At 43.2% G+C, this 22,210-nt stretch carries 27 protein-coding genes; 15 read left to right on the top strand and 12 right to left on the bottom strand.

What is annotated here, in order from left to right:
- The 5 genes from trpB to trpE are packed head-to-tail and all read right to left on the bottom strand — an operon-like array spanning position 1 to position 5,112.
- A complete protein-coding gene (gene trpB / locus HM131_RS16375) occupies positions 1 to 1,191 on the bottom strand; it encodes a tryptophan synthase subunit beta (RefSeq protein ID WP_157130912.1) in 1,191 nt (396 codons plus the stop codon).
- Complete coding sequence (locus tag HM131_RS16380; protein WP_085030775.1) at positions 1,169 to 1,831, bottom strand: phosphoribosylanthranilate isomerase; 663 nt, start codon at positions 1,829 to 1,831, stop codon at positions 1,169 to 1,171. Before HM131_RS16380 ends, trpB begins: the two co-directional genes overlap by 23 nt.
- Positions 1,831 to 2,592, bottom strand: a complete 762-nt coding sequence (trpC, locus tag HM131_RS16385) for an indole-3-glycerol phosphate synthase TrpC (RefSeq protein ID WP_085030776.1) — start codon at positions 2,590 to 2,592, stop codon at positions 1,831 to 1,833. The genes HM131_RS16380 and trpC overlap by 1 nt, the downstream gene beginning before the upstream one ends.
- Positions 2,585 to 3,607 carry an anthranilate phosphoribosyltransferase gene (trpD, locus tag HM131_RS16390; protein WP_085030777.1) on the bottom strand — a complete coding sequence of 341 codons (1,023 nt, stop codon included), beginning with the start codon at positions 3,605 to 3,607 and terminating at the stop codon, positions 2,585 to 2,587. The genes trpC and trpD overlap by 8 nt, the downstream gene beginning before the upstream one ends.
- Positions 3,604 to 5,112: an anthranilate synthase component I gene (gene trpE / locus HM131_RS16395; protein WP_085030778.1), complete on the bottom strand. Its 1,509-nt coding sequence runs from the start codon at positions 5,110 to 5,112 to the stop codon at positions 3,604 to 3,606. Before trpE ends, trpD begins: the two co-directional genes overlap by 4 nt.
- A gap of 354 nt (positions 5,113 to 5,466) precedes the next feature.
- Between trpE and sigY the strand changes: the two genes are divergently transcribed.
- From sigY to HM131_RS16445, 10 genes are all read left to right on the top strand, one after another.
- On the top strand, positions 5,467 to 6,003 hold the full coding sequence (gene sigY / locus HM131_RS16400; RefSeq protein WP_085030779.1) for an RNA polymerase sigma factor SigY: 537 nt from the start codon (positions 5,467 to 5,469) through the stop codon (positions 6,001 to 6,003).
- The gene (locus HM131_RS16405; protein ID WP_085030780.1) at positions 5,978 to 6,298 is read left to right on the top strand and encodes a YxlC family protein; all 321 of its coding nucleotides are present in this window, start codon (positions 5,978 to 5,980) and stop codon (positions 6,296 to 6,298) included. Before sigY ends, HM131_RS16405 begins: the two co-directional genes overlap by 26 nt.
- The gene (locus tag HM131_RS16410) at positions 6,295 to 6,525 is read left to right on the top strand and encodes a sigma-Y antisigma factor component (RefSeq protein ID WP_085030781.1); all 231 of its coding nucleotides are present in this window, start codon (positions 6,295 to 6,297) and stop codon (positions 6,523 to 6,525) included. Before HM131_RS16405 ends, HM131_RS16410 begins: the two co-directional genes overlap by 4 nt.
- The gene (locus HM131_RS16415; RefSeq protein ID WP_085030782.1) at positions 6,522 to 6,716 is read left to right on the top strand and encodes a hypothetical protein; all 195 of its coding nucleotides are present in this window, start codon (positions 6,522 to 6,524) and stop codon (positions 6,714 to 6,716) included. The genes HM131_RS16410 and HM131_RS16415 overlap by 4 nt, the downstream gene beginning before the upstream one ends.
- Entirely contained in the window at positions 6,697 to 7,020 is a 324-nt protein-coding gene (locus HM131_RS16420) for a YbjQ family protein (RefSeq protein ID WP_085030783.1), read from the top strand. The genes HM131_RS16415 and HM131_RS16420 overlap by 20 nt, the downstream gene beginning before the upstream one ends.
- 38 nt (positions 7,021 to 7,058) lie before the next feature.
- Positions 7,059 to 7,280 carry a PLD nuclease N-terminal domain-containing protein gene (locus tag HM131_RS16425; protein WP_232324807.1) on the top strand — a complete coding sequence of 74 codons (222 nt, stop codon included), beginning with the start codon at positions 7,059 to 7,061 and terminating at the stop codon, positions 7,278 to 7,280.
- The gene (locus HM131_RS16430) at positions 7,277 to 8,197 is read left to right on the top strand and encodes an ABC transporter ATP-binding protein (RefSeq protein WP_085030784.1); all 921 of its coding nucleotides are present in this window, start codon (positions 7,277 to 7,279) and stop codon (positions 8,195 to 8,197) included. Before HM131_RS16425 ends, HM131_RS16430 begins: the two co-directional genes overlap by 4 nt.
- Positions 8,175 to 8,948: an ABC transporter permease gene (locus HM131_RS16435; protein ID WP_085032069.1), complete on the top strand. Its 774-nt coding sequence runs from the start codon at positions 8,175 to 8,177 to the stop codon at positions 8,946 to 8,948. The genes HM131_RS16430 and HM131_RS16435 overlap by 23 nt, the downstream gene beginning before the upstream one ends.
- 101 nt (positions 8,949 to 9,049) lie before the next feature.
- Positions 9,050 to 9,820: an SDR family NAD(P)-dependent oxidoreductase gene (locus HM131_RS16440; protein ID WP_085030785.1), complete on the top strand. Its 771-nt coding sequence runs from the start codon at positions 9,050 to 9,052 to the stop codon at positions 9,818 to 9,820.
- A 107-nt stretch (positions 9,821 to 9,927) separates the two neighbouring features.
- Positions 9,928 to 10,473 carry a DUF6241 domain-containing protein gene (locus tag HM131_RS16445; RefSeq protein ID WP_085030786.1) on the top strand — a complete coding sequence of 182 codons (546 nt, stop codon included), beginning with the start codon at positions 9,928 to 9,930 and terminating at the stop codon, positions 10,471 to 10,473.
- Between the two features lie 47 nt (positions 10,474 to 10,520).
- On the opposite strand, the gene HM131_RS16450 is transcribed toward HM131_RS16445, so the two are convergent.
- On the bottom strand, positions 10,521 to 10,919 hold the full coding sequence (locus HM131_RS16450; protein ID WP_085030787.1) for a GNAT family N-acetyltransferase: 399 nt from the start codon (positions 10,917 to 10,919) through the stop codon (positions 10,521 to 10,523).
- Positions 10,920 to 11,126: 207 nt separating this feature from the next.
- Here HM131_RS16450 and HM131_RS16455 point away from each other — a divergent pair, with 207 nt between their 5' ends.
- Positions 11,127 to 11,594, top strand: coding sequence for a putative periplasmic lipoprotein (locus tag HM131_RS16455; RefSeq protein ID WP_085030788.1), 468 nt, complete (start codon positions 11,127 to 11,129; stop codon positions 11,592 to 11,594).
- Positions 11,595 to 11,863: 269 nt separating this feature from the next.
- On the opposite strand, the gene HM131_RS16460 is transcribed toward HM131_RS16455, so the two are convergent.
- Positions 11,864 to 12,952 carry a mechanosensitive ion channel family protein gene (locus tag HM131_RS16460; protein ID WP_232324808.1) on the bottom strand — a complete coding sequence of 363 codons (1,089 nt, stop codon included), beginning with the start codon at positions 12,950 to 12,952 and terminating at the stop codon, positions 11,864 to 11,866.
- A 22-nt stretch (positions 12,953 to 12,974) separates the two neighbouring features.
- Entirely contained in the window at positions 12,975 to 15,131 is a 2,157-nt protein-coding gene (locus HM131_RS16465; protein WP_085030789.1) for an ATP-dependent helicase, read from the bottom strand.
- A gap of 121 nt (positions 15,132 to 15,252) precedes the next feature.
- On the opposite strand from HM131_RS16465, the gene HM131_RS16470 reads away from it, so the two are divergent.
- Positions 15,253 to 16,371 carry an NADH:flavin oxidoreductase gene (locus HM131_RS16470; RefSeq protein WP_332308712.1) on the top strand — a complete coding sequence of 373 codons (1,119 nt, stop codon included), beginning with the start codon at positions 15,253 to 15,255 and terminating at the stop codon, positions 16,369 to 16,371.
- A 45-nt stretch (positions 16,372 to 16,416) separates the two neighbouring features.
- Here HM131_RS16470 and HM131_RS16475 read toward each other — a convergent pair whose 3' ends face one another.
- Both HM131_RS16475 and HM131_RS16480 read right to left on the bottom strand, forming a co-directional pair.
- On the bottom strand, positions 16,417 to 17,109 hold the full coding sequence (locus HM131_RS16475) for a PAS domain-containing protein (RefSeq protein ID WP_085030791.1): 693 nt from the start codon (positions 17,107 to 17,109) through the stop codon (positions 16,417 to 16,419).
- 108 nt (positions 17,110 to 17,217) lie between these two features.
- Positions 17,218 to 17,424, bottom strand: coding sequence for a DUF3006 family protein (locus tag HM131_RS16480; RefSeq protein ID WP_085030792.1), 207 nt, complete (start codon positions 17,422 to 17,424; stop codon positions 17,218 to 17,220).
- 172 nt (positions 17,425 to 17,596) lie between these two features.
- Here HM131_RS16480 and HM131_RS16485 point away from each other — a divergent pair, with 172 nt between their 5' ends.
- The 3 genes from HM131_RS16485 to HM131_RS16495 are packed head-to-tail and all read left to right on the top strand — an operon-like array spanning position 17,597 to position 18,859.
- On the top strand, positions 17,597 to 18,187 hold the full coding sequence (locus tag HM131_RS16485) for a TetR/AcrR family transcriptional regulator (RefSeq protein WP_085030793.1): 591 nt from the start codon (positions 17,597 to 17,599) through the stop codon (positions 18,185 to 18,187).
- A 3-nt stretch (positions 18,188 to 18,190) separates the two neighbouring features.
- Positions 18,191 to 18,532 carry a DMT family transporter gene (locus HM131_RS16490; RefSeq protein WP_085030794.1) on the top strand — a complete coding sequence of 114 codons (342 nt, stop codon included), beginning with the start codon at positions 18,191 to 18,193 and terminating at the stop codon, positions 18,530 to 18,532.
- A gap of 12 nt (positions 18,533 to 18,544) precedes the next feature.
- Positions 18,545 to 18,859: a DMT family transporter gene (locus HM131_RS16495; protein WP_085030795.1), complete on the top strand. Its 315-nt coding sequence runs from the start codon at positions 18,545 to 18,547 to the stop codon at positions 18,857 to 18,859.
- Between the two features lie 345 nt (positions 18,860 to 19,204).
- On the opposite strand, the gene msrA is transcribed toward HM131_RS16495, so the two are convergent.
- A complete protein-coding gene (gene msrA / locus HM131_RS16500) occupies positions 19,205 to 19,891 on the bottom strand; it encodes a peptide-methionine (S)-S-oxide reductase MsrA (protein WP_085030796.1) in 687 nt (228 codons plus the stop codon).
- Positions 19,892 to 19,968: 77 nt separating this feature from the next.
- The gene (locus tag HM131_RS16505; RefSeq protein ID WP_085030797.1) at positions 19,969 to 21,888 is read right to left on the bottom strand and encodes an endonuclease MutS2; all 1,920 of its coding nucleotides are present in this window, start codon (positions 21,886 to 21,888) and stop codon (positions 19,969 to 19,971) included.
- Positions 21,889 to 22,210: the final 322 nt, after the last annotated feature.

Consider the following 22,210-nt stretch of genomic DNA (forward strand, 5'->3'; position numbering starts at 1 on the left):
TTACACCTCCTCCTGGAAATGATCCATCAATGTAGCCATATCCTTGTCACCACGGCCAGATAAGTTAATCAGGATCGTTTGATCAGACGACATATCGCCAGCTTCCTTGAAGGCCTGTGCAAGCGCGTGGGCACTTTCGATTGCTGGAATTATGCCTTCTGTTTCTGTTAATAGTTTAAGAGCATCTAATGCTTCTTGATCGGTGATCGCTTCATAGCGGACCCGACGGGATTGGAAAAGGTGCGCATGCTCAGGTCCGATGCCAGGGTAGTCCAATCCTGCTGAGATCGAATAAGGTTCAGTAATTTGTCCATTCTCATCCTGCATCAAATACGTTAAGGATCCGTGAATGACCCCAGGTGTTCCTTTTGATAAGGTCGCAGCATGTTCAGGTGTATCGATTCCTTTTCCAGCTGCTTCGACACCTACGAGCTCTGCTTCATCTTCTAAAAATGGATAAAACATGCCCATCGCATTACTTCCGCCGCCAACGCAGGCGTAAATGCGATCCGGAAGCTTCGTTTCTACTTCTAGGAACTGTTCTTTGGACTCGTCGCCGATTACACGCTGGAAATCACGGACCATACGAGGATACGGATGGGGTCCGACAACTGAACCGATTAAATAGAAATGGTCTTCACAATTCGCTACCCAATAGCGGATCGCTTCGTTAGTGGCATCCTTCAATGTTCCATTTCCACTTGAAACGGAAACCACTTCAGCACCTAACAGCTTCATGCGGAAGACGTTCAGTTCCTGACGTCGAATGTCTTCTTCTCCCATGAACACTTTACATTCTAGTCCGAATTTCGCTGCTACCGTAGCAGAGGCTACCCCGTGTTGTCCGGCTCCGGTCTCTGCGATGATTTTCTGTTTACCCATGCGCTTTGCCAATAACGCCTGTCCAATCGCGTTGTTCAATTTATGGGCACCTGTGTGGTTCAAATCCTCTCGCTTCAGATAGATTTTTGCACCACCGAGATGCTCACTGATTTTATCTGCATAAGAAAGGGCGGTTGGTCGGCCGGCATACTCTTTTAATACGTGGTGATATTCTTCGATGAACGCTGTATCCTCCATCGCTTCGTCTAGTGCTGCTTCGAGCTCCTGCAACGGCCCCATCAACGTTTCCGGGACGTATTTTCCGCCAAAATCTCCGAACCGGCCTTTAATGTCTGGAAAAACTTGCAACATTTTGTTCCACCTCTTTCATGATTGTTTGAACCTTGCTGAGATCTTTCTGTTCATTTTCTTCAATTCCGCTGGATAGATCGATGCCATCTGGTCTATAGGCTAACAATTCTCCAACGTTATCCGGATTGATTCCTCCGGCAATTAAGCAGGGTACACCTTGCTCTATCGCTAAATCCCTGTATTCAGGTACCGCTTCCCAGTCAAAACGAACACCGGTCCCTCCGTGTGCTCCTTTCACTTTGGAATCGATTACGTATCCATCAGCAACTCCCTGGAAAAGATCCATCTGTTTTCGCCCTTCATTTTGATGGTGGATCACCTTCCAAACAGGCAACCCTGTCGCTTCCTTGATTTTCAGTAAATCGGAAACGGTCTCATTTCCATGAAGCTGTATCACATCCAAATCAACAAAATGAAGTACTTCTTCGATGACATCCATCCGGGGCTCTACAAATACTCCAACGAGTTTTTGTTTTGGGCGAATCTGTTTGACCCAGCGGCCTACTAGCTCTGGGCGCACACATCGTTTCGTTTTTCTTACGAAGATAAAGCCTAGATGAGTCGCATCTGAGGAAGATGTTTTTGCGACATCTGATAGGGATCGGTTTCCACAAAATTTGACTAACGGCTCTCTCATCAGGCATTTTCTCCCTTCATCAAATTGTGCACGCCTTGTTTGATGTTTTGCTGTCTCATTAATGATTCTCCAACAAGCACCGCTTCTGCTCCGTACCCGACAACCTCCTGTAGATCCTCATAAGTGAATACGCCGCTTTCTGAAACAAGCAGAGACTCTTTTGGCGCAAGCTTTGCCATCCTCTCTGTCTGGGAAAGCTTTGTTTCAAACGTATGAAGATTCCGGTTATTAATTCCGAGGATTTCCGGGGTAAACTGAGCTAATACTTTTTCCAGCGTTTCTTCGCTGTGCACTTCAACTAAAGCTTCCAATCCAAGCTCCTGCGCCTGCAAATACAATTCATGCAGTTGGTGGGCTTCAAGAGCTTCTCCAATAAGCAAAATGGCATCAGCACCGATATAGGCGCTTTCTGCCACTTGGATGGAATCAATAATGAAGTCTTTTCGTAAGACAGGAACATCGACGACCTGCTTGATGTTTGTCAGAAAGTCACGATGTCCTTGGAAAAAGTGCTGATCCGTTAAAACAGAAATGGCCTGCACCCCTGCCTCATTGTAATCGTGTGCGATCCGGACAGGGTTGAAATCCTCTCTAATAATACCTTTCGATGGAGAAGCTTTTTTCACTTCTGCAATCAGTCCCGCCTCGAAGGGGGAGTTTTTCAACGATTGATATAATGAATAATGTTTGAATGTTTGTTCTTCTGGAAGAAACAAACGATCGATTTCTTGTTTCTTCACAGCTAGTATGGTTTCAAGCATATTGGCGATTCTCCTTTTCAACAGCAATGGATTCGAAGTAAGCAAAAGTCACTCCCGTCTGAATGGCTTTTTGCACCTGATATACTCCTTCGCTAAGGTCCTCCACTTTTCCTGCTACATAAAGGCCTGCAGCAGCATTCAACGTTACAATTGTCATCGCACTTTCATTCGCCTGACCGGAAAGTACGTTATAAATCATTGCCGCGCTTTCTTCTGTCTTGCTGATTTGGATATCTTCCAGGCTGCCTCTCTCTAGACCAAAGTCTTCTGGGGTAATCGTGAATCTCGTAATCTCACCATCTTTGAGCTCAACGATATCTGTTTCTCCAGTGACCGTGATTTCATCAAGACCATCACGTCCAGTGGCAAGCAAGACGTGTTTCGATCCTAGTTTGTGAAGCGTCTCTGCCATTTTCTCAGCGTGTGACGTATCATAGATTCCTAGCAGCTGGCGTTTGGCATTCGCAGGGTTGGACATTGGCCCTAAGAGATTAAACACGGTACGGAAGCCTAATTCCTGTCTCGCTGGTCCAGCATGCTTCATCGCCTGGTGATATATCGGAGCGAACATAAACGTCATGCCTTTATCAGCAATGGCCTTCGCACCTTGTTCTGGAGTACTGTCAATAGGAATTCCGAGTGTTTCCAGTACGTCAGCACTTCCACTCCTGGAAGATACTTTACGATTTCCGTGCTTCGCTATTTTTACACCCATACTCGCAAGTACGATGGATACAGCAGTAGAGATATTGAATGTGGAAGCTCCGTCTCCTCCCGTTCCGCATGTATCTACGAGGTCCTCTTCATCGGTGTCAATTTTGGTCATGTTTTCTCTCATCGCTCGGACAAAACCGGTCATTTCCTCAACCGTTTCCCCGCGGTAGCGCATTATGCTCAACATACTCATCAACTGACCTGTCGTCATGTTGCCATTCATAATCTGGTCCATGGTTGTAAAAGCGTCTGTCTCATTTAAGGTTTCTCCAGCTACAACTCTGCTCAATAGTTCTTTCATTTACTCTCCACTCCTTCTCTACTCGTCTCAAAAACATGCTCAGCTAACTGGATGGTTCGTTTAAGGGCACTCGCTTTATTCAACGTTTCCTGATACTCTGCTTCCGGATCAGAATCAGCGACAACACCAGCACCTGCCTGGATATACAGGTCTTCGTTTACCAATGTCATCGTCCGGATCGTAATACAGGAATCGATGTTACCATCAAATCCTAAATATAAAATACCGCCGCCATAGAGATTTCGCGGTGTCGGTTCTAATTCTCTCAAAATCTGCATCGCTCTTACCTTAGGCGCACCGGATAACGTACCGGCTGGAAAAGCGGAAATCAGTGCGTCAATTGGAGAAATATCTTTTTTCAACTCTCCGGTCACTTTACTGATAATGTGCATCACTTTGGAAAAGCGTCCAATGGTCAAATATTCACTGACATCGACCGTTCCGTATTCAGCTACTCGGCCAATATCGTTTCTGGCAAGGTCGACAAGCATTCGGTGTTCCGCCAGTTCTTTTTCGTCTGCCAGAAGCTCTTCAGCTAAGGTATCGTCCTCTTCGGGTGTTTCGCCACGTTTTCTCGTTCCCGCTATGGGATGGATTTCAAGCTTGCCGTCACGCACTTCGAGAAGACGCTCCGGAGAGCTGCCGATCACTTCTAATTCATTCATTTTTAAATAAAACATATAAGGGGATGGGTTTACTTTTCTTAATACACGGTAGAGTTCGAAGCCGCTCCGCTTCGTTTCGGTATGAAAACGTTGAGACAAAACGGCCTGAAAAATATCACCAGCAAGAATATACTCCTTGATCTTGTCTACGTCTTTTTTGAACTGTATAGGCTCGTAATTACTATCAAGCACTAAATCCTTTTCCTCAGGCACGTCTTCAGTCAGCATCAAATCAGTTAGTCCATGGTGATTCATCAAGCGATGCTGGACGGCTTTGATTCGACGCTTGGCCGCATCATACGCCTCTTCTTTTGAAGGGTGCTCATCAAGTCTTGAAAAAGAAAGGATCGTCGTTTCTTTTGTTCTATGGTGGTAAGCAATCAATGTTTTACAAAATAACAGATGATAGTTTGATAGGTTCAAATCATCTTCGATCGCTTCTGGCACAGGCTCATAATCAGAAATGGCGTCATAGCTGATGTAGCCGACACCTCCGCCTGTAAAAGGAAGCGGAATGTCCGGTATCTTTACATCCAGCTGCTCAACGACTTTGTTAAACGCTTCTTTAAATGTTCCCGCTCTCTCTTCGCGATCCTCATCAAAATCTAAAATGGTGAAGGAAGATCCTTGCTCTTTAATCTCCATCATCGGGTCTAGTCCGATAAAAGAATAGTTGGACCAGGGCGATTCCGGATCCTGGCTTTCAAGCATATAGACCGCTTCTTCTTTCAGGGCGTGAAACATGTGAATCGGTGTAAGGGTATCCGTGTAAAAAGATTGAATAATTGGAATAGTTCGATGCGTAGAAGCATCATTTATAAAAGATTCAAACGTGGTCATGGGCTCACCTCTCCATATAAGTTTATGGAGAATGAGACGTTGAGGGTAAACTAGGGGAGGATGAAAAAAACGGCCAGGCAATCGCTTCCGGCTCCTCACGTCCGGCGATTCCTATGCTCTCTCTGCTCAGCTCATCCAAAACCTCAACTCATCTTCTCTCATTCTCATCTCAGCTAATCTCATCTAAATACTTTTTAACAGTCTATAAAATTCAGACAATAATGTCAACAGTCCGAATTAATGTATGCAGAGTACTCACGGGTAGGTGAGGGAATGCTGAAAAAAAGTTAAATTTTTTTGAACGGATTGGTTTGATCATACGTCTTATAGATAGGTCGGAAAAGAGGATTGATCATGGATTCAATTATCAAGCGTGCAAAACAAGGGGATCAAGAGGCTTTAGCACAGCTTTTGAAAGAGCACTACAGCTTCATTGTGAAATATATGTGGAAATTGAGCGGCGATGAACAAATGGCTTATGAAGTGACCCAGGAAACGCTGGTCAAAGCGATTCAAAAAATTCATCAATACAGGGGGAAATCGAGCTTTTCGACATGGCTGATCCAAATCGCCACTTACACGTACTTGGATACAAAAAGGCAGCTAAAACGCAAGCAGACCTTTGAAAATAAGGTAAAAGCTCGGTTGATGCATGAACCGATATCAGCCTCCCTCCCTGACGAATGGTATGACGTCCAGGAAGCTTTATGGAAATTGGAAGATGACCATCGGATTCCCATCTTGTTGAAGCACTACTATGGATATGATTATGAAGAGATCGCCAAGATGACGAAAGTAAAAGCGGGCACAGTAAAGTCACGTGTCCACTACGGACTAGAAAAACTCAGGAAGGAGCTCTACTCTCATGACCGAAAACAAGAAAACGGATGAATTGGAACAATTGCTGAACGAAGCGTCTCTTCATACAGATGAGCACCTCCATGTAGATGAACCTTCCACGGAATTTTTTGAACAGATGGTACAGGAGCAAACAGAAGCATGGTACCGCAGGCTCTGGATTGAACTGGCCTGCTTATGGGTTGTCGCTCTACTTTGCTTGAGTGTTCTCGCTATTACGGTCTTCTACGCTCCGCTTTTATTCGTAGGCATCCAAATAGTATCTCTTGTTATATTAGGCGGCTATTTTATCAAAGAAAGCTCAAGAATGGTGGCATGGAAACAATGACCCATTACGGACCTGAAGAAATCCCCATCTGGGGCATCATCCTTATTGCACTCCTTTTACTCACCCAGAGTTCTATTTTATTTATTAAAGCTAGAAGAATAGGAAAAGTCCCATGGCTCTGGGGAATCGTCGGATTAATCCAATTCCCTGTTCCAAGTATTGTGTTTTGGATTTTGCTTAAAACTGCCTGGAAAGACCGATCCGGAGAGGAAGGTCGTCCCTCATGAAGATGCTGCTTCTCTTTCTCGCTATTCTAAGCCAGCTTACCGCCTATGTACTGATTTTCTTTTATCTTTGGTCTGGAGTTATTCTATTACTATGTTCGTATGTATTTCTGGCCATGATTTTAATTTATTTAATTTGTGAAAGACGACAGGAAAAATTGGAGGAATTAGATAATGATTATCGTGACTACTGATTTTGTTCCAGGTTTTGAAGTGAAAGAGCTTAAAGGATTTGTTAGAGGAAGCACCGTTCAGTCAAAGAATATTGGACGGGATATTTTAGCTGGACTGAAAAATGTCGTTGGCGGTGAAATCAAAGATTATACGAAGATGATGGATGAAGCCAGACAGCAAGCGATCGGCCGAATGATTCAGCATGCAGAGGAAAAAGGTGCGGATGCAATCATAACCCTACGCCTTGAGACATCAAGTGTAACAAGTGCCGCTTCAGAGATCATCGCGTACGGCACGGCGGTTACGCTAGAAACAAAGGACTGAATGGAATCTCTAACTCTATTTGAAAGGAGGAATCTGCTATGCTGATGACTCAAAATATCATTCAGGTGCTGCAGGATAACATCGCCATTTTGGCCCCACTGTTTATCATTCAATTGATTCTCATGGTGACAGCGATCGTGAGCCTGGTGAAAGCAGACGAAACGAATGGACCGAAATGGATGTGGGTACTCATCATCTTATTTTTTAATATTCTCGGACCTATCGCTTACTTCATTTTCGGAAGGAGGCTTGATGCATGATTTCTGTCACTAATCTCACAAAAATTTACGATAAGCAGCCTGCTGTCGATGATGTTTCTTTTACACTAGAAAAAGGGAAATGTATCGCACTGCTCGGACCGAATGGAGCAGGTAAAACGACAACGATTCGGATGATGGCAGGGCTCATTTCCCCTTCTAATGGGAACGTAGAGCTTCAGGATTTGAAGGTTAAAGATATTCGTGCCCATATCGGTTACTTGCCGCAGCATCCTCACTTTCATTCATGGATGACAGGTAAAGAATTTCTCATGTATGTCGGAAGGCTTGCTCACCTTTCAACGAAGGATGCAGCCGCACGTTCCGAAGAGCTATTGAAAAGAGTCGGCATTTCCGATGCGAAAAATAGGCGAATTGGAAAATACTCCGGAGGCATGAAGCAGCGGTTAGGTATCGCCCAGGCACTGATTCATAACCCAAAGCTATTGATGCTTGATGAGCCAGTCTCTGCTCTTGACCCTATAGGACGCCGTGATGTACTCGACTTGATGGAAGAATTAAAGCACGAAACAACGATTCTTTACTCGACGCATATCCTCAGTGATGCCGAAGAAGCCAGTGATGAAATCCTCCTCATGCATAAAGGCCGTATCGTCGAGTCGGGACCGCTTGAGAATGTCAAAAAGAAACATCAGGTGGATAAAGTTTCTGTACGATTTTCTGAACAGACAGAGGTTTATCTAAAAGAGCTTGAGGCGCTTGATTTTGTCACACGTTCTGAGACACATAAGCAGACGATTCACTTATATGTGACGGACATTGAAGCCGCACGGGATAAAATCTTATCTTTAGCAAGCCAGCATAAGTGGCCGCTTCAGCATTTCGAAATTGGCCAGACGAAGCTCGAAGACTTATTCATGAAGGTGGTGAATTCGGATGCAATGGATGACTCTATTTAGAAAAGAACTGCTGGAATCATGGAGAAACTTCAAATGGATCTGGGTACCATTAGTTTTTATTCTACTATCTATCATCGATCCGCTGTCCACCTATTACCTGCCGCAAATTCTAGAATCGACAGGCGGACTCCCGGAAGGAGCGACGATTGATATTCCAACTCCGCCTCCTAATCAAGTGTTTCTAATGAGTATTTCTCAGTTGAATATGATCGGCGTTCTTGTCATTGCTTTAATTTCTATGGGAACGATCGCCGGAGAAAGAAAAAGCGGTGTGGCAGAACTTATCCTTGTGAAGCCTGTCTCCTACTTCTCTTACGTAACAGCGAAGTGGAGCGCTTACGTGCTGCTTGTGCTTGTCGCGCTTTTGTTCGGTCTTTTAGCAAGCTGGTATTATGTAAATTTATTATTCGGAGACGTAGCGTTCGCCGATTTCGCCACCACTTTTGGGCTTTTTGGCATTTGGCTTGCCTTCCTTTTGGCCATTAGTATCTTTATGAATGCACTGACGAAATCACCGGGACTTGTCCTGTTTTACACGATGGCAACGCTCATTATTCTTTCAACCATCAGCAGCGCATTCTCCCATTTGATTGAATGGAGCCCTTCCATGATAAGCACATACTTAAGAGCGATGGTCACGACAGGAAACACTCCAGGTGAGCTGTGGGGGGCATTAACGGTTACAATTGGATTAATGATTCTATTGCTCGTTAGTGCTGCGTTTACATTAAAAAGAAAAGAAATTGCCTAACCATTACAATCTTCCCCTTTTTACAGGCGGAAGATTTGTTATTTCTAAAAGAGGGGATAGACTAAAGAATAGCTTAATTACTCGTCAAAGGAGAGATTTTCATGAAACCAACAGCACTAATAACTGGAGCTTCGGGCGGAATCGGCTACGAATTCGCTCATCTATTTGCAAAAGCAGGTTACAACTTAATTATCGTTGCCCGTTCAGAGGATAAATTGATTCAACTGCAAGAAGAGTTGGACGGGCACCCCGTTACGGTTATTCCACAGGACCTGTCTGAACCAGGGGCAGCAGAAGTTCTGTACAACAAAGTTAAAGAATTAGATTTGACTGTCGAGGTATTAGTCAACAATGCTGGGTTCGGCTTGAACGGGCAATTCGATGAGCTCCCACTTCTCGACCAGCAAAAAATGCTCCAGGTTAACGTCAATGCGCTCACTGAACTGACCCACTACTTCCTCCAGGATATTAAAGCAGCCCCGCTCTATGACATACCAAAAGGCGTCCTCAACGTTGCAAGTACGGCTGCGTTCCAGCCTGGCCCGAAAATGGCTGTTTATTATGCTTCTAAAGCATACGTGCTTTCATTTTCAGAAGCGCTCGTCGAAGAACTGCGAGGGACAGGGATCACCATCTCAACTCTATGTCCAGGAGCTACGGATACAAATTTCTTCAAAACCGCCCAAGCGGAACATACAAAACTCGTCAACAGCACAATGTCACCAAAACAAGTAGCGAAAGCAGGCTTCCTTGGCTTTCTGAAGGGAAAACGAGTGGTCATTCCTGGAGCAGCGAACCAGTCAATGGCCTATGCATCGAAGCTCTTCCCTCGATCTGTTTCCGCAAAACTAGCACATTATGTCGATCGATAATCCTAGATTTTTTCCAGAGCAGGCTTCCAAGTCTGCTCTTTTTTGTTTACAATAGTAGTAATTGGAAACGGTACTTTAGTCACATTTGACTATTTAGGGGGAGTGAGATGACGAACAAAATGATCGGATTCGGCATCCTTGGCATTTTTATCCTTGCAGGTGTCGCCGGCTGGTATGCGCAAAATACGATCTTCAACTCTGAGGCAGCAGAGGCTGCCTCCGCAAGTGATGCCGAGAAAGAAGCAGAAAAGAGAGAAGGAAGCGGAGCTGTAAGCCTGGAGGAATTGAGTTCGTATGAAGAAGAAGGAAAAAATCCATTTGGACAAGCTGTAGCAGCCAGTGAAATGACCGATGATACTTACCAGGAGTACATCCATTGGATGTCTCACCAAAAGGTCAAAGCTAAGAAAAAGTGGGGATACTATGAGCTGCATCCGAAACGTGTAGAATGGCTGCTGAAAGGATTAGAACAGACTGAGGTTACTCATGATAAAGTGTACCGCGAAATTCTAGAAAAATGGAAAGCAGAAGACTTCTCCACAGTTGATGAAGACCACAACCGGATTTGGCGTTTGCAAGACGGGACGGTTGGAAAAGCGAACGGAATTTTATCCCCCGAAGAAGAACAAGCTTTCATCGAACAGCATAAGTAAGGATCATTAAAAGCCAGGGCCTCTATGAGCGGCCCTGGCTTGTTTTTTTACATTTCTTCTGCGGCTTTTCTAAATCCATAAAACGAGCGATAGCCCCTTTTTTCATAATACCCCTGTGAATCACTTGTCGCCAGCATTTCTACACGGGTACTTGGATAGCATTCATGAGCTACCCGGACTAACTGCTCACCTATTCCACGCCCCCGATGACTTTCTTTGATGAGCAATTCACAAATATAAAGCGTGACAGTGCTGTCGGTCAAACCTCTTAAAAAACCAACAATCTCCTCTCCATCTGTCGCAATGAGGGCAGGCTCCGAATTAAGCCACGAGCAGAGCGTTTCTTCTTTTCTTTCCACCAATCCGCTCCACCCCTCTTGTTCATTTAACAGCAGTACATCATCAAAGTCATTTTCATGAAATGAACGAATTTTAATGTTTTCCATAGTAACCGTTCCTTCCTTCTTGAAGTTTTTCTCTTTATCTTTTCACCCGGCCTGAAGAATAGGTCATCACTCTCTATCTTCCCTTTCTTACGAATGAAAAACGATTTTGTTCCATCTTTTATTTAGAAAATTCGCGCAAGTATGGATAGAGCTGATTTTATGCTAAACTATGGTCGGAAGATTTGTTCAGGAAGTGAGTGAAACACGTTGAAAAAAATACTGATACTTGCCTTTTTCTTCCTGCTGGCTGGGTGTTCATCCCAGGACCTTGCTTTGGAGGACTTAAAGGAAAAATACCCTCAAACGTTTGGGAATTCCATTGAAGCCCTTTCTAAAGACCAACAGGAAAAAATCGGTCTTCCGGATGAAGTCCCTTTTAATGTAGCCTCTGTAGAAGCCTCATCCGATGAGGATAGGGTTCAAGTCCACTACCAATCAGAAGGCAAAAAAGAACTAAAAGTCCGGACGATTTATGACCCGGGGAATATTTTAAAAGAATCCGAGCTGCAGGTTAATCTGAACTCAGGGGCAGTCGCAGGAGTGCAGGAGCACGAAGACCATGTGTATGTCGAGTGGTACAACAACAAAGATGATGTCGTCTATCAACTTGAATACTATGGTGCGGATAATGAAAAAAGAACACAAAAAGCGATAGAAATCGCAAACGCCATATAAAAAATCGTCACTTGCTGTGACGTTTTTTTTATGTGTATGAGTTTCATCTGCAGCTTCCATCACTATGAGAAGTGAAAAGAGGTCAGGTAAACGAATCGCTTTCCGTGGGCGTCCTCGATCGTACCGATCTCCGGGGTCTCATCGTTCACCTGACCTCTTTATGGTAGGGTAGAGAATCATTCATTTGAAGCTTTAACTATGAACAGGGATTTCCTACACATTCCTAATTTTTTTGATAAATATCCCTTACCTGAGAACCATTATTCCAACTACTCCCTTTTCCATTTTTCCACTATAGCTGGATCGACGCTTCTGAGGTGCAAATCCCTTTGAGGAAATGGAATTTCTACATTATGCTCCCTGAAGATATCATCAATTCTGAAATTCAAATTACTCTTTATCCTGATGACGTGTTCAGGATTTGAAATCCAGACAAACAACTCAAAGTTCAACGATGAATCCCCAAATTCCTTGAAGTTTACAAACGGATCTGGGTGTTTTCTCACAGTAGGCGAAACCTTCGCTTCATCCTCTGCTACCTGAAGCAGCAAATTTCTGACAAGCGGGACGTCACTTCCGTAAGCGACACCTACAGGAATGACGAGCCTCATCACTTTATCACTGTAAGATCGATTAATGACGTGTTCCTCAAGAAAATAAGAATTCGGTACGATGATATGTTCATTGTCCAACGTTTTAATTACAGTCGCGCGCATGTTGATTCTTTCTACATCACCAATAATATCATCAACAATCACTCTGTCCCCGACTTTGATGGGGCGCTCAAAAAGCAAAATAATACCCGAGATAAAGTTCGACGCAATGTTCTGCATCCCAAAACCAATACCAACACCGATCACACCTGCAAAGACCGTTAGAGCGCTTAATTCAAATCCAACAGTCGACAAGCTGATGATGATCGCTAGAATCATAATAAGATAGTGGAAAGCTTTATCAAATGTAAACCGGACTCCTTTATCCAGTTCATACCGCTTGTACACTCCCGGAAACACGTAACTTCGGACGAGATTGGATAAACGATTCGTTAACGATATGATCAATATGGCGATGATTAATAGGAATATGGATACAGGTTCTGATCCTATGGTAAACAGAGCATCGAACATCCAGTCCGAGCTTCTGAAATGAATCAGCGTATAGATGATGATGCCATAAATCGTAAACCAATTGACAATGCTTTTGACCATATAATAAAAACTTGAGCGTTCTTCCTTTTTATTGCTCCACCGCTTCACCACATTTAAGATGGCCCACCTAAGCGAAAGCACGGCGAAAAGCATCAAGGCATAGATAAGGAGTGAGTTATTTCCCACTATATTTTCAAACCACTGATTCACATGAAAAATCCTTCCTCTAAATCTATTCTGCTCTTACTAGTTTCTTAAAGTTCCGACTGATCGGTCTTGGTGCTTTCATCTGATCAAAAAAGACCCGATACGTATTTTTCTTTTCATCTATATCTTCAATCGTTCCGACTCCAAAGACAGGGTGTTTCACACGTGCTCCTTTTTCAAAACCTTCCCTTTGAGGTTCTTTTTTCTGAGGATGTGAAGCACGAATGTATTCTTTTGCTTCTTCTATTAAGGCTTCATCCAGTTCTCCAATCCGTTCATAGAGTTCATCTTCGACTTCAAAGATAAAGCGTGACGGATACTTTTTCTGTCCTCCGTTCTGAAACCCTTCAGATTCGGTCAAATAAAGTTCACGTTCGGCCCGCGTCACTGCGACGTATGCGAGACGTCGTTCTTCCTCAAGCGCTCTTTCCTTCCGTTCACGCAACGCTCTTACATTCGGCAGAACGCTTTCGGTCATTCCAACGACAAAGACGTAGGGAAATTCCAGGCCTTTCGCCGTGTGAATCGTCATCATTTTTACAGAATCCACTTGATCATCCCGATCGTCGTCTGTATAAAGAGAGATCATTTGCAAGTACTCATCTAAATCAATATCCTCACCAAGCGTTTGCTCATATTGGACGATCGAATGAAGCAGTTCTGTAAGATTATCAAGCCGCTCCTGATCTCCATCCTCTCGCCGGTAAGCCTCATATCCTGTCTTCTGCATCGCTTCTTGAAGCAGCTCTGAAACCGTCAGTTCTTCTTTACGACTCCGCATATACTCAATCGCTTCAATAAAACTACGGGCGTCTGTTCTTCTCATCCGTTCGTGACCGGCATACGTTTTCAACGTTTCATATAATGTAAGATTGTCCTGTTCCGCTTTTTCCCTCAGAAAGTTCATCCGCTTCTTACCAATCTGGCGCTTCGGCACGTTTACAATTCTGGAAAAGGACAAGTCGTCCCCTACGGCAATCATTCTAAGATGAGCCAGGGCGTCCTTGATCTCTAACCTGTCAAAAAATTTGAATCCTCCAAAAATGGTGTATTCAATATTGTGCTGGATCAATTCCTGCTCTATGAAGCGTGACAAGTAATTCGCACGGTATAGAACAGCTATATCTTTATAACTTGCTTGTTTTGTTTCGGTGATCTCTTGTATCTTCTCAACAACCCATTTGGCTTCTTGAATCTCATCTTTGCCATGATAATGGACCACTTTAACTCCAGGGGGGTTTTTAGTCTCCATATCTTTATCTACACGAAAGTAATTATTTTGGATAAGTGCATTTCCTAGAGATAGAATCTCAGGGGTGGAGCGATAGTTTTGATTTAGAAAAATCGTTTGAGAATCCTTGAAAAATTTCTCGAATTCAACAATATACTGTGGATCGGCTCCTCTCCACTCGTAGATTGTCTGGTCCGGATCTCCGACCACAAACAGATTTCCATGCTTTTCTGAAAGCATTTTAACGAGCTCGTACTGTTTCAGGCTGCTATCCTGAAATTCATCGACTTGGATATAAAATAATCTCTCCTGCCATTTTTCAAGCACATCTTTATATTGTTCGAAAAGGACAAAGACACAATTAAGCAAATCATCAAAATCCAGCCCATACACCCGCTTCTGCTTTTTCAGGTAGCGCTGGATAATCTGGCTGTCCATGTCTCCAGCATCCTCTACGGCTGGCATTTCTCCACGAAGGATCATTTGCTGGACATAATGGGTATTTCCTTTCAGCATCCCGATCTTATCCAAGATTCGCTTGAACGTTTTATCGTTCATCTTCAGCTCCATCTCTTCAAAGATTTCCCTAAGTAAAATCTTCTGGTCTTCAACATCCAAAATAATGAAGTTTTTGGGGTAAAACAGTCGGTGAATATCTTCCCTTAATACACGAACACAAAACCCGTGATACGTTGTGATAAAGCCTGTGTCCTGCTCTCCACCGATTAATTTCTTCACTCTTCGGCGCATTTCATGAGCGGCTTTGTTTGTAAATGTAACCGAGAGCATATTCGAAGGGTCGACGCCAAGCTCATTGACGATAAAAGCGTAGCGATGCGTCAACGCTCTCGTTTTACCGGAACCAGCTCCGGCAATGACCCGAACGTATCCTTCCGTCGAAACAACCGCTTCCTGCTGTGCTTCATTCAATCCGTCCAATAGTTCTTCCATTCCAGCCCTCACCTTTCAAAGAACATTTGTTTGTATTATAGCACATCAAAAAGCTGGGAAAACCGATCCCTTTGTTTAAGATAAATCGTTCATGGAAATGGAATGAAAGAAGGAGATGTTAATGATGAATGAAAAACATAAAGTTTTATTTGATCAGCAGAGTTTACAGCACCACACCTTTAAAAACCGGTACATTGTTGCACCTATGACGAGAGTGAGCGCAGCCAATAACGGCATAGCTAACGAAAGAATGAAACAATACTATGAGCGTTATGCCAAAGGCGGATTCAGTGCCATTATCAGTGAAGGGGTTTATCCGGACGAACAGTATTCACAGGGCTATCACAATCAGCCTGGTCTTGCCAATGAAAACCAGAGAGATGCCTGGAAGCCAATCGTTAGAGGGGTACATCAGCATGGTGCCCTGTTCTTTGCCCAGTTGATGCATGCCGGAGCTCAGTCACAAGGAAACCTTCATGCCAAAGAAAACATTGCCCCATCCCCCGTCTCACCTAAAAATGACAAGCTCTCTTTTTATGGCGGCGAAGGTCCATTTCCTACTCCCAGGGAAATGACGCATGAAGACATGGAAGAAGTGAAACAGTCGTTTGCTCGTTCTGCTAAACTGGCCAAAGAAGCTGGGTTCGATGGCATAGAAATACATGGAGCAAATGGATATTTGCTTGATCAGTTTATAACGGATTATTTTAATAATCGAGAGGATCAGTATGGCGGTACAACTTTCAACCGTGTGCGTTATGTACTTGAAGTCATTCAGGAAGTACGTAAAGTGGTTGGTCATGATTACATTGTAGGGATTCGTATTTCTCAAGGAAAAGCATCGGACGGTGAACACCGATGGGCACTTGGAGAAGCAGATGCGGAAACGATTTTTGGTGCCCTTGGAAACGCTCCGCTTGACTTTATTCATGTAACAGATCAGGACGGGGCTCAGCCCGGTTTTGGAAAAGGTTCAATGTCGATGTCGCAAGCAGCGAAGAAATTCAGCGGGCTGCCAATAATCGCCAATGGCCAGCTCCAGGATCCTGATAAAGCAGCAACCCTTATCCAGGATGAGCATGCTGATTTTATCAGCCTGGGGACCAGCGCCTTGCAAAATCCAGATGCACCCCATCGCCTATACAACGAAAAAGAGCTCGACCCTTTCGATTTTCATTCCATTATGCTGCCACAAGCCGAAATCAAAGATCATGAGTTAAAGAAAGATTTGATGAAATAATAATAAAACCTCCAGGGAACCCTTCTCATTTCCCTGGAGGTTTTATTATTTGGATAAATAAGCGGTCGCCTGCTCTAAATCTAAAAATGTACGTACGTGATTGAAACGGATGCCAGCTCTTGTGACCTGCAGGACAAAAGAAGGTCTAATCCCAGCTAAGACCACCTCTACTCCAAGTAGTTTTAAAGTCTTCGTCAATTTTTCAAGCAAACCAGGCCAGCCGGGGTCCATTTCAGATATGGAAGAAAGGTACAAGGCAAGCTTGGTTATGTGTTGGTTTTGACACGCGAGTGGGACGCGCTCAAGCAGAATGATTTTGAGGTCTTCACTATAAAGGGGTGGGAGATAAATCAATGCATATCCTTTATTGATCTTCATAACATGAACAACCATTTCTTCAATGACCTGGTTATACTGTTCTTTCAACTTCTCCTGTGGTGTGACATCGATCAACCTGTAAAGTAAATAGGTCTCCCCATTATCGCTTAGCTGCCGCTTGTACAACTGGTAGATCTGTTCTTGAAATCTTACAACAACAGTTAATTCCTGCTCTAGTTCCACTTGATCAAGGCGAGAAAAGCTGGAATTCAGAAGCTCAAAGTGATCCTTCATATTCGCTGTGCAGGCCTGTAATTGAAACAAATGTCCGTAGGCTGGGTTCATGTAAACAACTTCATCATTCACGTCTGTGATCAAGATACCTTCATCTAGTGAATCCAATGCATCCCGAAAAATCACAACCGATCCCCCCATTACTATCTCTTACTCATATTATGGGGGAACCACTAAGAAAATCAAGATTAATCGACATAATTTTCTGAAAATTACAGCGTAAAAAAATGGTTATTACGCATTCTCCATTTTCTTAACTTCTGGCAAGATCTCTACATGCTTTAGACTTCCCATACTGTCGAAGTCAATGATTAAAATATCTCCTGGTTTGGCAGAAGCCACTAATCGTTCCTTTAGGACCGGAAGTTCATTACCGCCCGCTTCCTCGTGTACCAATATGGCAAAAGTCCCCTCAAATCGGTCTAATCTATATTTATTCACCGCTTCAACACCCTTCTCTAGATTTTAGTAAAATATAAAAGCTATATAGTTACTAATTCCCTATCTATAAATGACTAAACATGTCGAATGATTTCCACACTGGACACATAAACATACCGATGCTATAATTAAACTAACAAACGTTAGTTAGTTGATCGAGGTGAGGAAAAATATGACCCAGCGAAAAATCTTAGATGAAAGTTTGACCCTGTTTGCAAACCATGGATATGAAAATACAACATTAGCCAATATTGCAGAAGCCGTAGGTATAAAGAAACCTTCTCTTTATAATCATTTTAAAAGTAAAGATGCTATTTTTCTTCATGTGCTTGAAGATGTGGCAAAGAGAGAAATGGATTATTTGAGCTCTCAAGCTGATTTGTCTGCCGATCATACGATTTATGAACGATTGCATCACATCTATCGTTCTTATCTTAGTCATATGGCAGATTCAACGGAGGGCATGTTTTTTAAGCGTGTCACCTTCTTTCCGCCAGAAGAATTCTCTGAACAGATTAAAGAAGTGTTTCTGATGGTGGAAAACAATATGACTGATATTATTCGTCCAGTCATTGAAAAAGGAATTGAAGAGAAGGTGCTTCGACCTCTATCTACAGATACGTTGACATCCGCTTTTTATACGTTGATTGATGGACTTTTCTTAGAAGAAAACTTTTACGATAAAGCTGTTTTTGAACAGCGACAGCAAGCGAGCTGGGAAATATTCTGGCTCGGAATCAAGGAGCCGGAACTGGAGGAATGAACGATGGCATGGATCTACATCTTATTGGGAGCCTTGTTTGAAATTGGTTGGGCAGTCGGGCTGAAGCTTTCCGAGGGTTTTACAGACCCGATTTTCTCAGCCTTGACAATTATCTGTATTGGAATTAGCTTTTACTTCTTCACAAAAGCATTGAACATGATTGATATAGGTACTGGCTATGCTGTTTACACTGGAATTGGCGCAGCGGGTACAGCATTGATCGGGATGATGTTTCTTGGCGATTCAGGCGGCGCTGGGAAGCTCTTTTTTATTGCACTTTTAATCTTTGGCATTGTAGGCTTGAAATTTTCGAATGGATCTTCTGAAGAAACACAAACTGAGTAGGAGGGCTGACGTATGGCATGGATCTTTTTATTCGTAGCAGGCGTAGGAGAAATGTTTGGGATGTTGTTTTTGAAGTTGTCGGAAGGCTTTAAGAAACGAGGGCCATCCTTGTTGGCTCTTCTGTCCGGTGCGGCAAGCTTTTACTTTTTGTCCCTGTCGCTTAAAGAACTGCCGATTGGAACTGCTTACGGCATATGGACAGGTATCGGATCTGTAGGTACGGTACTGCTGGGTATCTTCATTTTCAAAGAGAATGTGAGTGTCAGCCGTATCGGTTTCATATTGTGCATAATTGCCGGTGTTGTTGGTTTAAAACTCGTTTCTTAGTCTTAGATTGCCTTGATTATCTTACGTATAGTAAGTACAATAGAATAGGAATTTTTAATGATTCGACAATTTTCTACCCAATATTTTATTAAACGACATTATTTGTAAAAGTGCCTAGTAATTTATTCAGTGCAACGGAGGAAAGTTAGAATGAGGAAAGTACTATTTGCAATTCTTATGTTTATTGTTGTCAGTTTTGGTTTTGTAGGTTACTCTACTCTTGATATGGATTCTAATTCAGAGATCCAACAAGAATCAAAACAGTATTAACACACATAAAAAGTCCCGCTTGTAAATCTACAAGCGGGTCTTTTATTTGGAGTACAATAGGGTGCTTTACGGAGACTATTTTTTCGGAAGCTCAAGTTCACGATCTTCTCCCCATTTCTTTTCCAAGTAGTCATCCCGTCCAGAGTTGCCGCGGTAAAATTTATACCTGAATTCATTTTTCTTGTAATAATTCTGGTGGTACTCTTCCGCGCGGTAAAATTCTTCCGCTTTTCTGATCGGCGTTACAATGTCTTTGTCGAACCATCCTGACTCACCCAGGGCTTTCTTTGATTGTTCTGCTTTCCTTTTTTGTTCTTCTGAATGGTAAAAAATCGCGGTGGTATATTGATAACCCCTGTCGACAAATTGTCCTTCATCATCCGTTGGGTTGATTTGTCTCCAGAACACATCCAAGAGCTGTTCATACGTTATCTTTTCAGGATCATAGTATACTTGAACGGCTTCAATATGACCTGTTCCTCCAGCAGAAACTTCTTCATACGTAGGTTTTTCTGTATCGCCGCCTGTATAGCCTGAGATGACTTCATAGATTCCGTCTAATTTCTCATAGGGAGGTTCCATACACCAGAAGCATCCGCCGGCAAATGTAGCTACTTGATAGCCTTCAGGAACATCTGCCTCTGTTACAGCTTCGCTTTCATAATTTCGTTTTGTTAAATATGCATAAGCTTCAGGAATGACAAATATCCCAATGAGAATGAGGACTCCAGCGATGACCGACCATTTTAACCGTGTGCTCATGATGTTCACCTCATCACTCTTGATTTGATTTCATCTTAGCACGAAAGGAGTATGACTCCCCAGGAATAAGCGGCTGGCTACTCTTCATCCTCAAGAATCAACCCTTCAACATGTTTTCGATCTAGCTGCTTTCTAATCTTCCTGTAGTCTTTTGACTTGAAAATGATATCAAAATCGTAATCCTCAGGATAAAGCTCTTTAGCCGGAATATGAAGTTTCAAACGTTTATGATTGTACGTCCGTTTTTCTCCCTTGACTTGGACAATATAGTTGCCTTTTTCATCCGGTCCTGTATAAACGATCCCCATTTCCTCCTCTGATGGAATCCTAACGTTATCTCCCATCTGGAATTTAGCAGATGTTACAGGTTTTTTCTTTTGAACAGCTTTATTTCTTGCGTAACGATTAACTGTGATTTGCTTCCGGAAATCTTCCTGTTTCAATCTCTCCTGATCAATCTCAAAATTTGCCTCCTGCTTATAGGTGATTTTGTACGCATGCTTCAAAATCTCGGGATGCAAGCCAAGCTTGTGGGCGATGTCAAACGCCTGACTTTTCCCTGAAGTTCCTAATAATAGTTTGTACGTCGGTTTTAGCGTCTCAACATCAAACTCCATTGCTCCGTTGATGAATCCTGTCTTCTCTCGTGCATATTCCTTCATTTCACTATAATGAGTCGTTGCCAGAATGGTCGAACCCTTTTCCGCCAGTTGATCCAAAATGGCTGTCGCTAATCCCATCCCTTCTCCCGGATCCGTACCCGATCCGATTTCATCCAACAATAGGAGAGAATGGTCATTGGCTTCTTTAAGAATATCGATCAGATTAACAAGTCTGGAACTGAATGTACTTAGATTTTCTTCAATGCTTTGCCCATCTCCTATATCAACAAAGATGTGCTGAAAAATCGGCAGTACCGTGCCCGCTTTGGCGGGAATCGGGAGGCCAGTCTGCGCCATTAGACAAAGCAGTCCGATCGTTTTTAACGTAACGGTCTTTCCACCCGTATTCGGACCAGTAATTAACAGGGCCTGATCTGTTTCCATCAGCTGTACAGAAAGCGGAACCGCTTTTTCGCCAAGCATCGGGTGTCGGGCTTCCTTCACATTTAACGAAAACCCTTCTGAAAAGATTGGTGGGTTTCCTTTGATCGAGCGGCTATACTTCGCTTTGGCAAAAATCACATCATACTGATGCATCGTTTCAATCGCAATATTTAGTTCATGCTCATGGCTGATTACTTCGGCTGTCAGCGTATAGAGAATCTGCTCGACCTCATGTTCTTCATTCATCCTCAACAGATGCAGTTCTTCCTGGAGCTTTGTCATTTCATCAGGCTCGATAAAAACAGTTGCGCCAGAAGAAGATTGATCGATGATGGATCCTTTCACCTTATTACGATTTTCTCTCTTGATTGGCAGAGTGTACCTGCCATTCTTCTCTACAGGCTGGGCTTCCTGCATATAAGACTTATACTTTTTCGCCTGTACTTCCAGTCTTTCTTTGAGCCGTGACTGTTTGACACTGATTTGTTTTCTGATTTTAGTTAAGTTTTTGGAAGCATGATCATCGACTTGCCCGTGCCTGATCGTTTGTAGAATGTCCTCTTCCAATTGGCTTAAATCAGCAATCGAAGAAGCATACAAATGAATGGTCGGTGCTGCTATGGCTTTATCTGCCATAAATCGCTTCAGCTTCGAGCAATGATCAAGAAATGAGATAAGGCCGGCGAACTGATTCGCTCTGATGTACAATCCCTTTTTCCCCTGTTCGATCATATACGTTACATCGTCCAGTGTATGAATCGGCACGTTTCCACTGATATTCAAAATGGCATTCGCTTCCTCTACTTCTTCATGCTGACGCTCCAGCAGTTGCCGCTCTCTTGAAGGTGTTGAGGTTCGGATCGTTTCTTTTCCTTCTTTTGTTAATGCGTATCGGCTGACTTCTTCAAGTATTTCGATAAATTCTAATGTTTGATAGGTCCGTTGATTCATTGTAAGAATCCTCCTTTGAAAATAAACTCTGTTAAACGTTGTTGTTGATATATCTAAAAGTGGTCTTCCACTAGCGGGCTGTTATCCAACAGATGCAGTTTCAAGACTATCAGGCTGGCTGGAAAGGGGCTCCGGTGAACGGCTCGCTTTCCGCGGGCGTTTGCTGAGCCTCCTCAGGCTAGCGCCTTCCGGGGTCTCATCTAAACAGCTTCTCCCGCAGGAGTCTCGCCGTTCCCCTCCGCCCTTTGTTAGAAATAGATCTTTAAATTACGTAATAAGGACTAAGTGCTATGAAAAACTTTTCTTCTAAAGGAGGAATCCG

Source organism: Halobacillus mangrovi, from assembly GCF_002097535.1.
In the GTDB taxonomy this organism is placed as follows: Bacteria; Bacillota; Bacilli; order Bacillales; family Halobacillaceae; genus Halobacillus; species Halobacillus mangrovi_A.